Source organism: Arthrobacter sp. PL16, from assembly GCF_035985055.1.
GTDB lineage: Bacteria > Actinomycetota > Actinomycetes > Actinomycetales > Micrococcaceae > Arthrobacter_D > Arthrobacter_D cheniae.
This window is the reverse complement of the sequence record NZ_JAXCIC010000007.1, coordinates 38,036-50,233: the sequence shown is the minus strand read 5'-3', so window position 1 is coordinate 50,233 and position 12,198 is coordinate 38,036. Positions and strand designations below refer to the sequence as shown.

The 12,198-nt window shown below is 67.6% G+C and carries 5 protein-coding genes and 1 tRNA gene; 2 read left to right on the top strand and 4 right to left on the bottom strand.

The features are described from left to right. Positions 1–48 precede the first annotated feature (48 nt). Positions 49–2,163 carry a RecQ family ATP-dependent DNA helicase gene (locus RCH21_RS13815; protein WP_326964884.1) on the top strand — a complete coding sequence of 705 codons (2,115 nt, stop codon included), beginning with the start codon at positions 49–51 and terminating at the stop codon, positions 2,161–2,163. Between the two features lie 57 nt (positions 2,164–2,220). Here RCH21_RS13815 and RCH21_RS13810 read toward each other — a convergent pair. Then, positions 2,221–2,308 (bottom strand) — tRNA-Ser (locus RCH21_RS13810). Positions 2,309–2,429: 121 nt separating this feature from the next. Beyond that, positions 2,430–4,517, bottom strand: coding sequence for a prolyl oligopeptidase family serine peptidase (locus tag RCH21_RS13805; RefSeq protein ID WP_326964883.1), 2,088 nt, complete (start codon positions 4,515–4,517; stop codon positions 2,430–2,432). A gap of 92 nt (positions 4,518–4,609) precedes the next feature. Between RCH21_RS13805 and RCH21_RS13800 the strand changes: the two genes are divergently transcribed. Next, positions 4,610–6,547: an FAD/NAD(P)-binding protein gene (locus tag RCH21_RS13800; protein WP_326964882.1), complete on the top strand. Its 1,938-nt coding sequence runs from the start codon at positions 4,610–4,612 to the stop codon at positions 6,545–6,547. 195 nt (positions 6,548–6,742) lie between these two features. Here RCH21_RS13800 and RCH21_RS13795 read toward each other — a convergent pair whose 3' ends face one another. Continuing rightward, positions 6,743–11,239, bottom strand: a complete 4,497-nt coding sequence (locus RCH21_RS13795; protein WP_326964966.1) for an ExeM/NucH family extracellular endonuclease — start codon at positions 11,237–11,239, stop codon at positions 6,743–6,745. 219 nt (positions 11,240–11,458) lie between these two features. After that, a complete protein-coding gene (locus RCH21_RS13790) occupies positions 11,459–12,067 on the bottom strand; it encodes a septum formation family protein (RefSeq protein ID WP_326964881.1) in 609 nt (202 codons plus the stop codon). Between the last annotated feature and the right edge of the window lie 131 nt (positions 12,068–12,198).

Sequence of the window (12,198 nt, the reverse complement as noted above, 5' to 3'; positions counted from 1 at the left end):
GCGTGATCTTCCGGGATGACTGGGGGAGGCGGCTGGAATACTGAGGACATGTCGTCGACCACCACGCTCAACGAGCAAGCAACCTCCATCCTGCACACACTCGTAGGATCACCGGACGCACGGTTCCATGATGGACAGTTCGAGGCCATCGAGGCCCTCGTCGAGGGCGGCCGACGTGCACTCGTGGTGCAACGGACAGGGTGGGGGAAGTCGGCTGTGTACTTCGTGGCGAGCCTGCTCCTGCGCACCAGGGGAGCCGGTCCCACCCTCATCGTGTCGCCCCTGCTCGCTCTGATGCGTGACCAGGTTGCGGCCGCGGCGCGGGCGGGCGTCCGGGCCGTGGCCATCAACTCGGCCAACCAGACCGAGTGGCAGGACATCACGGCCAAACTCCAGGCGGACGAGGTAGATGTCCTCCTGGTGTCTCCCGAACGCCTGAACAATCCGTCGTTCCGTGAGATGTACCTGCCGGAGCTGATGCGGCGGACCGGTCTCCTCGTGATCGACGAGGCTCACTGCATCTCCGACTGGGGACATGATTTCCGCCCCGACTACCGGCGTCTGCGTGAATTGATCCTGGGGTTGCCGCAGGGCGTTCCCGTGCTGGCCACGACGGCAACAGCCAACTCACGCGTCGTGAAGGACGTCGAGGAGCAGCTCGGAGCGGGTGGCACGGATGTCTTCACGCTGCGCGGGGAGCTTGCACGGAAGTCCCTCCGCCTCGGGGTGCTCCGCCTGCCCAGCCCGCGGTCCCGCCTGGCGTGGCTCCTCACGCACCTCTCCGATCTACCCGGCAGCGGCATCATCTACGCCCTCACGGTCTCGGCCGCAGAAGACACCGCGCGCCTACTGCGCGAGAACGGGCACGCCGTCCGCGCCTACACGGGCCGCACGGACCCTGCGGACCGCGAGGCTGCCGAGGCGGCGCTCAAGAACAACGAGGTGAAGGCGCTGGTCGCCACGAGCGCGCTCGGCATGGGGTTCGACAAGCCCGACCTGGGATTCGTCGTGCACCTCGGGGCGCCCTCCTCGCCCGTCGCCTACTACCAGCAAGTGGGCCGCGCCGGACGTGGGACTCCGAACGCCGACGTCCTCCTGTTGCCCGGAGCGGAGGACCGCGACATCTGGGAGTACTTCGCCACGGCGTCCATGCCGTCGCAGGATGCTGCCCTCCGGGTGCTCGACGCCTTGGAGCCCGGCGTCGTCCTGTCCACCCCGGCGCTCGAGACACGGGTGAACCTGAAGCGCTCGCCCCTAGAGCTCCTCCTCAAGGTGCTCGACGTCGACGGCGCAGTCCGGAAGGTCACCGGCGGCTGGGAGAGCACCGGCACGCCGTGGACCTACGACGCCGAACGCTACCGGCGGATCAGTGAGGCGCGCATCGTCGAGCAGCGGGCCATGCTCGACTACGAGAACAGCACGGACTGCCGCATGGAGTTCCTCGCAAGGTCCCTCGACGATCCGGCGGCAACACCCTGCGGGCGGTGCGACAACTGCGCCGGCCCCTGGTACTCGGACGAGGTGGCGCACGAAGCGTCCGACTCCGCCAATCAGGCCCTCAGCAGGGTCGGCGTGGAACTGGAGCCGAGGGGGCAGTGGCCCAGTGGGATGGACAAGCTGGGCGTGCCCCTGAAGGGCAAGCTGAAACCGGGCGAGGTGAGCCTGCCCGGCCGTGCCCTGGCACGCCTCACGGACCTCGGCTGGGGTAACAGGCTCCGTGAACTCATGGCGGACGCGACGCCCGACGCTCCACTCGATCCCGCCGTCGTGGAGGCGGTCGTCCGGGTACTGGCGCAGTGGGGCTGGGACGAGCGGCCCGTCGCCGTCGTCAGCGTCCCGTCACGACGCCGCCCGCAGCTCATCGGGTCCCTGGCCCAGGCGCTCGCCGGGGTGGGACGCATCCCCTACCTCGGGCAGCTGACCACTCCCAACGGCTTCCCGCAGGGGCAGGCGGGCGGCAACAGCGCCTTCCGCCTGGCATCGGTGTGGGACCACTTCGCCGTGCCCGAGCAGGGTGCTGAGTGGTTCGCCGCCAACCCGGGGCCGGTCCTGCTGGTCGACGACTTCGCGGACAGCCGCTGGACGATCACGGAAGCCGGGCGCGCGCTGCGGTCCGCCGGGGCAACAGGGGTACTTCCCTTCGCGCTGGCACTCAAGGCGTAGTCCAGGTCCTTCACCAGGACCACGCAAAGGACCCCCTGTTTCCAGGGGGTCCTATCGCGGAGACGGGGGGATTTGAACCCCCGGTAGGCTTTAGGCCCACACTTCATTAGCAGTGAAGCCCATTCGGCCGCTCTGGCACGTCTCCATCGGCTATCTCTAGCCTCCCAAGGTTACCCAGAAGGGGACGGCAAGAGCAAAACCGCTGCCGGCAGCATCACCAGCGCCTTCGAGGTGCTCAGGGCGCTCGCCCTGGGATCTCCCTGGAATCAGAGGGATCCCGTCAGGGCCCGCCACAGGAACTCGAAGCTCATCGCGTGCATCCTCGCCGCCTGTCGGTTGTCGGCCGCGCCGGCATGACCGCCCTCGAGGGCCTCGTGGAACCACACGTTCTGAAGGCCCATCTCCTTCATCCGGGCTGCCATCTTGCGCGCCTGCACGGGTCCGACACGATCGTCGCTCGTCGCCGTCCAGATCAGCGTTTTGGGGTAGACGACGTCATCGCGGAGGAGGTGGTACGGCGAGAAGGTCTGCACGTACTCCCATTCCTCGGGTTTGTCCGGGTCACCGTACTCGGCGATCCAGGAGAATCCCGCGGACAACTTGGTGTAGCGGCGCATATCCAGGAGAGGCACGCCGCAGGAGATCGCTCCGAAGAGGTGAGGGTAGGTGGTCAGCATGTTGCCGACCAGCAAGCCACCGTTGCTCCGGCCCGTGCACCCCAGCAGGGCCGGCGACGTCACGCCGCGCTCGACGAGGTCACCGGCGATGGCCGCGAAGTCCTCGTAGGCCCGGTGCCGATTGGCATGCAACGCGGCGTGGTGCCACTGCGGACCGTACTCGCCGCCACCACGGATGTTCGCCAGCACGTAGACGCCGTGACGCCCGCCCTCCGTCGTCCGCTCGAGCCAACCGCGCCCGATCACCCCGCTGTAGGCAGGCGTCATCGAATGCTCGAAGCCGCCGTACCCGGACAGCAGCGTCGGATTGCCGCCGTCGAGCTTCAGGTCCTTCGCCCCGATCTGGAAGTAGGGGACACGTGTCCCGTCGCTCGACACGGCGAAGTGCTGCTCGACGGCGAAGCGGTCCTCATCGAAGAAGGACGGCGAGGACTTGATCGCCGTGTGGTCGCCGCCGATGGTTCCGCGATGGAGCGTCGACGGCGTCAGGAAGCCGGTGGCGATGAGCCAGTAGTCGTTGCCGGCGTCGTCATCCTCGTCGTCGACCGCGTAGGCATCGACGGAGTGCAGGGGCGGACAGGCATCGAGGATGTCCGATTCCCAGTTCCGGGCCGGATCGAGGATCCGGATCTCGGACGAGACGTCGTGCAGCAGGTTGAGGAGGAGGTAGTCGCGCGTCCAGCTCCACGACTGGAGGGACGTCGCGGGATCGGGCTCGAAGACGGTCACGAAGGAGCGGTCGCCGGCAAGGAAGGAATCCAGCCGGACGACGAGCAGGGAACCCGCGCCATACCTGATGCCGTTATCGGTCCAATCCGTGCGGGGGCGGACGATCAGCCATTCCCGGTGGAGCGATACGCTCGCGTCCTCCGGTACCCCGATGAGGTGCCACGCACCGTTCTGGCGGAGGTACGTGCGGCGGGTGTAGAAGTCGATGCTGTCCACGGCGACGTCACGCTCGAACCCCGGCGTGGAGTCGTGCAGCACGAGCGCCGTCATATGGTTCTCATCCACCTCGAAGTACTGCTCCGCCGTGTCGAGGTCGCCTCCGCGCGGGAGTATCCGGACCATCCGGGGGTAGGAGCTGGACGTCAGGGAGCCCGGTCCGAAGTCCGTGCCGACGTAGAGCGTGTCCGGGCCGGCCCAGCTGATCCGGCTCTTCGCCGTCGGGATGTCGAATCCACCCTGGACGAAAGTAAGGCTTTCGAGGTCGAATTCGCGGTAGCGGGCAGCGTCTCCGCCATCAGGAGAGAGGACGAGGAGGACCCGCTGGTGGGGGTCGCCCTTCTCCGGACGCAGGAAGAGGGCCCCGGACCAGACCCACTCCACGCCTTCGGCGGCGCTGAGGGCATCGACGTCGAGGAGGAGGTCCCACACCGGATCCTCGGAGGCGTAGCTGTCCCACGTGGTGCGCCGCCAGATGCCCTGCCGGTGCTCCGCGTCACGCCAGAAGTTGTAGTAGTGCTCGCCGTGCTTGCCCGCCATGGGGATGCGGTCGGTGGAGTCGAGCACCTCGAGGATGCCGCGCTCGCGGCCCTCGAACGCCGAGGTGACGAGTGCGTCCTCCGTCAGGGCGTTCTCGGTGCGCACCCACTCGAGTGGCCTGTCACCGTAGATGTCCTCCAGCCAGAGGAAAGGGTCGTCGGTCGTCGCGGTGGTCTCCATCGGGTGCGTCATCCGCCCATCCTATGCAGGGGTCCTGAGGCGCAGCCATCGCGAATGCAAGCCGTCCGGCGGGAAGCGGCAAGCGTGTTGGATAGTCTTGACGCGTGGAGAACAGGGAGGCGCGGCGGGTGGCCGTCATCGGAGGCGGGCCCCGCGGCACCTCGGTCATGGAGCGGCTCATCGCTTCGCACGCGGCACGAGGCGATGCTGCTCCCGAGCTCGTGATCCACGTCATAGAGCCCTTCACGCCGGGACCCGGACACATCTGGCGGACGGACCAGTCACGCCTGTTCCTCATGAATACACCCTGCCTCTACCCCACTGTCGTGCCCGTCGGCGAGCGCGCCGCAGAGGTGGCGAAGGCGCCCATCGAGCTGTCCTTCGACGACTGGCGGAAGCGCGTCGAGGACGGCCTGATCGATAGCGTCAGCCATGACGACAGGACCGAGAGCGCCGCGCTGGCGCCGAGCGGCTTCCCCAGCCGCGCCCTCTACGGCCGATACCTCACCTGGATGTTCGGTGAGGTGGTGCGGCTCGCTCCGCCCGGCGTCTCGGTGGTACACCACCGCAAGGAGGCGGTAGGCCTCGGGCAATCCACCGATCCCTCCGGTCATCGGTGGTGCATCCGCTTCGACGACGGCGAGACACTCGACGCCGACGACGTCGTCCTGGCAGTGGGGCACCTCGCCGCGACCCTCACGTCCGAGCAGGAGAAACTTCAGGATGCCGCGCCGCGGCACGGTCTGGAGTACTGGCCGCCAGCCGTCCCCGCAGACGTGGCATGGAACCGCCTGCCGGCTGGGACACCGGTCCTGATCCGGGGACTGGGGCTGAATTTCTTCGACGCGATGATCCAGTTGACCGAGGGACGCGGAGGGCGTTTCTCGCAGCTGGGCGACGGCCGGCTCGACTACGCGCCGTCGGGCAAGGAGCCGCGCCTGGTCGCGGCGTCCCGTCGCGGCGTCCCCTACAGGGCCAAGGCATCTCTCGACTCGTACATCCCGCGCAGTGTCGTCCTGAGGTTCTGCACCCCGGATCGCGTGCTCGCCTTCCGGAAGTCCGGTGTTCAGCCAGGGTTCGACCACGACCTCTGGCCGCTGCTGCACCGCGACACCCTGTGGGCCTACTATTCGACCCTGTGCCGGTCGGCCGGTGACACCCTCGAAGGCCCGGTCGAGGTATTCCTCCGCGATCTGGACGCCGCTCTCGGAATCGATGGTCCCGCATGGGAGGCGGCCGCCGCGGCTGCCATCCAGCGAGCCGTACCGGAGGGCCTCCGGATCGACGTCGAGGGCCTTGCCCACCCCTTTGCCGGACAGCGTTTCGCCGACGGCCACGAGTTCACCGCAGCCGTTCTCGCCTATCTGGACGCCGATGCAGCGGGTTCCGCCCTGGGTGAGGATGACCCGCTGAAGATGGCGATCGGGGCCATGAACGCAGGTCGCTCGGTCATCAAGGAGGCCGTGGCGGATGGCGGCATTTCCGACTCCTCCTGGGACGCGGAGCTGCAGGGCTGGTTCGAACCACTGGTCGAGGGCCTCGCCAGCGGACCTCCGCCCGTGCGGATCGCCCAGCTCGCGGCTCTCGTGCGCGCCGGGATCGTGCAGTTCGTCGGCCCGAACCCGAGCTTCGGTTTCGACCCCGACGAGGGCCTGTACCGCGCGGTCTCGCCGTGGGTGCGGGGTGATCTGTTCACGGCACGCTACCTCGTCGAGGCGAGGATGCCCGCGAACAGGGTAGCCACGAGCCTGTCTCCGCTCATGCGGAATCTCCTGTGGCAAGGGCTCGTGCGTCCGCGAACCTTCATGGCCGAGGATGGCGTTCCTATGACATCTGCGGGGCTCGACGTCACCGCACCTCCCTACCGCGCCATCGACCGGAGCGGCAAGGAACAGGAGTCATTGTTCGTGATCGGGCTCCAACTCGCGTCCGTGCAATGGGGGACGGCGATCGCGGCACAAGCGGGAGCGTCGCTGCAGGCGGGCAGCCGGACCCTGCTGGACGCGGACAGGATCGCCAGGGCGATCCTCGACCGGGCGTAAGCCCGGGAAGGCGTGATTCGGGTGGACCCGCCCGGGAACGGCAGCGGCGGGAAGGCGCGATTCCCGGTGGACCCGCCCGGAAACGGCAGCGGTGGGAAGGCCGGCTGGACGCGACGGCAGAAGGGACCACCACCGGAGCGGTGGTGATCCCTTCTGCCTGTACCCGACCGAGCCGTGCCGCCCGGCTACGAGGACCTAGCGGCCGAGGCAGCGGTAGTAGATCGTGAGATGCACCGCGTAGCGGATCCAGCCGCCGATGTTCCAGAGCTGCGTCGGCGGAGTCGGCTTGACGCATGTCGGCTTCGGTGGCTGCGTCGGGGTGGTCGCCTCCACCGTGACTGGTAGGTTCACCGTCGTCGCGCTCGGTGCCGCGGTCAGGATGATGCGTCCCTGCCCGCTGACGGTCGTCGGGATGGTCAGGTTCACGGTCGCACTGCCACCGGTGACCGGAACCGATCCGAGTTGCGCGGTGCGCCCATCCGTTGCCACGAAGCTAGCCGCGAGTGTCGTGTTCACCGGGCTGCCGAGCGAGGTGAGGTCCAGCTTCGACACTGTGAAGGAGACGGCGGCACCGGCCTTCACCGTTGTCGGAGCTCCCTGGACCTGCACGCTGCGACGGTCGAACGACGGCGACAGTGGGCTGTTGGCCCGGATGTAGTCGATCCACGCATCACGGTCCACGAGGCCCGACTCACGGGTGTCGGCACCTTCGCGGAAGACCGTGAAGTTGTCGCCGCCCTGTGCCAGGAAGCTGAAGGTACCGATGCGGTAATCCTTCGCGGGGTCGAGCGGTGCGCCGTCGATCAGGACCGAGGTGATCCTCGAGCCGCGTGCGAGCGCGGAGTCGTAGGTCACGCTCACGTTGTCCGACAAGCCGAGGGCCAGGAAGGAGCGTGAGCTGCCGTCGGGCTGCCACTGCTGTTCGAGCATGGCCTTGAACTCCGCACCCGTGAGGGTGGTGGTCCAGAGGTCGTTGACGAACGGCAGGACCGCATTGGCCTCGGCGAAGGTCACGACGCCGTCCGGGGCGTAGTAGAGCTCGTTCCGGAGCCCGCCAGGGTTGACGACGCCGATCTGGGCCCCGCCACGTTCGGCGGGGGACAGGCTTGCCCGGAGCGAGTCGGCCACGAGGTTACCGAGCGTCGATTCGGATGCGCGATCGTCGCGCGCGGTGCCGGTGAACGCCGTCGTGATGTCCTTCGTGACCGAGCCGACCGGCTGGTTGCCGATGACGGCCGCCTGTGCAAGCGCCGCGTCCACGATGGTCTTGACCTCGGCGACTCGCGGGAACGCGCTGACCAGGGCTGCGTCGGCGTCTGTGGTCCGTGCGACGTTGCGCGCGGTGTAGGACGCGACGTCGCCCGTTGCGGTATCCACGGTCAGGGTGATCTGTCCGATGAACTCACCGTAGGATCCGGTCTGAAGGATGGGGCGCGTTTCGCCGGCTGCACCAGGGATGGGTGCGTCCCACGCGTACTGCTTGTGCGTGTGGCCGGTGAAGATCGCATCCACGAGGGGCGTGGTGTCGTTCACGATCCGAGCGAAGGATCCGCCGGCGGCGATTTCCTGTTCGATCGTTGCACCCTCCACGACCCCGTCACCGGCGCCGTCGTGGTACTCGGCGACGATGACGTCGGCGAGGTCCTGCTCCTCGATCTCGCCGGCAACGCGATTGACTGCCTCGACGGGATCGCCGAAGTCGATGTTCTCGATGCCGCCCGGGCTGACGAGGCTGGCGGTCTCCTCGGTGACGACGCCGATAACGGCGACGTCGATGCCATCGACCGTGTGGATGGAGTATTCGTCTAGCGCGGGCTCGCTGGTGCCCTTCGTGTACACGTTCGCGCCGAGATAGGGGAAATCGGCCGCCTCGGCTACGCGGCCGGTCAGGTCCGCGAAACCACGATCGAACTCATGGTTACCCACGGCCGAGGCCTTCAGCTCGAGCGCGTTCAGGATGTCGATCGTCGGCTTGTCGTCCTGCAGGGCAGAGGCGAACAGGGATGCACCGATATTGTCACCGGCCGAGAGGAAGGCCGTCTTGTCCTCTCCGAACTCGGCGCGTAGCTTCTCGACGGTTCCGGCGAAGCGGACAGTGTTGGCGTCGATGCGTCCGTGGAAGTCGTTGATGTTCAGCAGGTTGAGCTCGGCGGTGGTGTCGGCCGTCGCGAGGTCGAGCCCGACGATCACGGGATCGTGGTCGCTGGCGCGGTACGGATCGGCGCGGTAGTAGTCGGTGACGTTGTTGTTGAACCGGCTGTACTCGAGGGCGACGGACTCGACGGAGTTGATGTTCCAGGTGTCCACGCCGGACACCGTCGCATCGGCTGTCGTCGACGCCAGGATGTGGTCGAGGGAACCGCTCAGTCCGGAGAAGACGTAGGAGTAGCTGTCGTCCTTCTCGCCCTGGTTCACGTAGCCCGCGTTGTAGAGGACCTGCATGGGGTCCTCCTGGGTGTACGAGTTGAAGTCACCTGTCAGGAAGACCTTGTCCGTCTTCGCCGAGGCCTTCATGGAATCCGCGAAGTCGACGAGCGCCGTGGCCTGGGTGACGCGTGACGCGTTCCAGGCGCCCTGGCCGTCACCGCTGTCGGCGTTCGCACCCGAGCTTGGTCCGGAACCCTTGGACTTGAAGTGGTTGACGATCGCGAGGAACGTCTCCGCTGCTGTGCCGCCGACAGGCTTGAAGGCCTGGGCGAGGGGCTTGCGCGCGTTCGAGAAGGCGACAGTGTCATTGAGGATGACGGATTCGCCGACAGGCTCCGCGACGGCCTTCTTGTAGATCAGGGCCGTGCGGATGAAGTCCTCGTCCGCGAGGGCGGGGAGGGCCTGCGGGGAGCGGACGTAGTCCCAGGTGTCCGGCGATGTCTCGTTCAGTGCGGCGACGAGGGTGGCGAGGGCGGAATCGCGGTCCTTGCCGAACCTGGCTGAGTTCTCGATCTCCATGAGGGTGACGACATCGGCGTCGAGGGCGGTGATGGCAGCGACGATCTTCGCTTCTTGGCGCTCGAAGTTCTCCCTGTCGGCCGCGCCTCGGGCATCACACCCGCCGTTGATGGTGATCGGGTTACCGGCGCGGTCGGTGAAGTACGTGCAACCGGCCAGGTCCTCGCCGGTGGTGGGGAAGTAGTTGAGGACGTTGAAGGATGCGATTTTCACTTCACCACCGACCGGCTGGGGGGCCGTCGGGCGTTCGCCCGCGAACTGCACGGGCTGCACGCCCTCGGGGCTGGCTCCGTCGAGCTCCGCGAGCGGCTGGAACTTCCAGGCACTGTTGCGGTAGTCGAGCACCACCGGGGACGTGAAGCCGGCGGTGTAGCCGACACGGACGGGCTGCGAGGCCGTCAGATAAGGAAGGACCTTGCCGCGGTTGGCCTGGTTGAAGAAGTTGGTCGATGCGCCGTCGTCGAGCCGGATACTCCGGGCTGCGTTGTCGGCGATGACCGCTGCGTTCTCCGGGGTGCCCGGGCGTGCCACATCGGTGGGCTGGAGCAGGCTTTCTGTGCCTGCGGCCAGGGTGAGTTCGCCGTACTGGTTCACCGTGTAGTTGTCGGCGACGGTGAAGGTGTCGGCGGGCTGGAAGAGCATGCCCTCGGACGCCTCGCGTGCAGCCTCGGTGGCGGGCAGTGCGATGGCGGACGCTTTCGGTTCCTCGGCCGGCTCGGTGAGTTCGACGGTGCCTCCGGCTGCGACGGTGAGCTGCGTCAGGTTGAAGAATTCACCTGCGACGCCGGTGACCTCGACGTAGTCGCCGACGGCGACGGATCCCACTGTCGCGGGGGAGTAGACGAAGAGGGCGTCCGACGCCGTCTGGTCCGCAGTGGCCGAGCTGCCGGCAGTTTGGATGTAGAACCCTGCGAAGCCACCCGTGGGGTAGGCCGCAGTGACCTTGCCGCGCGTGGTGACGGTCGCGCCGGACACCGGCGTGGCTGTTCCCGTGCCCTGGATGTCACGGATGGGGGTGACGGCGCCAGGGGTCGGAGCCGGAGGAGGAGTGGGGGTAGGGGTGGGAGTCGGAGTGGGTCCGCCCGGGGTGGCGCCGCTGTTGGTCGGCGTCGGGTCCTGAAGCGTGAAGTCCGCCCGGTTGTCATCCGTGTCGGCGAAGCCCGTGCGGTTGGCGGACCTCGTGCTGCCGCTGCCGGGCGCGGTGGCCGCCGCGCCCTCGAAGGCGGTCGCATTGCCATAGCCGAGAGCATCGACGACACCGGGTGTACCGGCGATCGTCCCGATCGGCAGGACGCCGACGCTGGCTGCCTGGTTCGACAGGACGATCACGCCTCCGCCTGCTCCCGGAGTGAAACTGGTCGCGAGGTCGGGGGTGGGCAGAGCAGCGCCGGCCGTGCCATTGGAGTTGCCCTGGACCAGGAAATAGCCCTTGGCCGGAATGGTGCCTCGGAGCGCGGTGGGGCCCGGTGTGGCGGTGGAGGCCGGGGCGCGGTACTGCAGCGACCAGCCGTCCAGGCTCACGGCGGAATCCGTCGGATTGTAGAGCTCGATGTATTTATTGACGAAGGGGGTCCCGGCGGAGCCGCCCGTGACGTAGGCCTCGTTGATGATGACGCCGTCTCCCGTGACGGACGCCGTGGCCGGTGGTGTCTCCACTGCCCCGGCGGGCAGTGCGATCATCGGTGAGGCGATGAGCCCCACCGACAGCGCCGCACCGAGCGCTCCCTTCCATGACGAATTGATCATCCGTTCGTTCTTCTCCTTGACGATGGCCGCGATGCGGCCGCGAGTGAAGCCCGCCGACCCCCTGATGAGTAGGCGCGTCGGCATGTGCACCGTATGTGACGCAGGTGACATTTCCGTGCTCGGAGTAGCCAACCAGAACATCGTTAACAACTGGTTACTAAAAAGCCAGTGGCCCCGGAAGAATCGGGGCCGCTGGCCGTTATCCATGGACGAAACGGGCTATTTGCCGGCGTCCCTGAGCGTTCCGGTCACCTGCGCCTCATTCTCTGCGGCGACGAAGCAGAGGATCTCGCGATTTCCCGCTGACGTCCATGTCTCCTCGACGGGGTAGAAAACGAGTATCTCGAGGACGGATGCGTCGTACTCGAGGCCGACGAAGGTGGAGAATTCCCGTGCGCAGAAGTCGTTGGCCGCAGTGTTCGCGGCGGCGACGCCCGGGTAGTCACCGTCGGGCATCTGGCTGCTCGCGAAGGCCTCGAAGGAGTGGGGCTCACTGCACGGCAGGACGGGGAGATCGGAGACGTCCGTCATCCCGGGGTCGTCGATACAGTCACCGACGGCAATCGAGGTGGTGTCACTCCTGGCCTCGGCGGTGGCGGCGCCCCCGGCCTTGGGTTCGGCGGTGACGGCGCCCCCGGCTTCGGGTTCGGCGGTGACGGCACCCTCGGCCTTGGGTTCGGCGGTGACGACGTCCCCGGCGTCGCCCTCCGGCCCGCTGGAGGAGAGCAGGCCGCACCCCGTAGCGACAAAGAGTGCCAGTACCGATACAGCTCCATAGCGGAGGAGGCTGCTGTCTCGGCGCGGCGGGCACGCCGGGCGCGGGGACATTCCCCGTGTGTGCCCACTACGCATTGAGACCCCGTCGTCGGCCACGGAGTCCGTGGCGCGGTTGTTGCTCTTCGGGACAGTACAGGACGACGGCGTGGCACACCACGACGGAAGCAGGACCAGCACACCGA

Excerpts from the sequence above, each read along its gene's own strand:
- RCH21_RS13795 (WP_326964966.1), bottom strand. The coding sequence starts at position 11,239 with ATGATCAATTCGTCATGGAAGGGAGCGCTCGGTGCGGCGCTGTCGGTG.
- RCH21_RS13815 (WP_326964884.1), top strand. The coding sequence starts at position 49 with ATGTCGTCGACCACCACGCTCAACGAGCAAGCAACCTCCATCCTGCAC.
- RCH21_RS13805 (WP_326964883.1), bottom strand. The coding sequence starts at position 4,517 with ATGACGCACCCGATGGAGACCACCGCGACGACCGACGACCCTTTCCTC.
- RCH21_RS13790 (WP_326964881.1), bottom strand. The coding sequence starts at position 12,067 with ATGTCCCCGCGCCCGGCGTGCCCGCCGCGCCGAGACAGCAGCCTCCTC.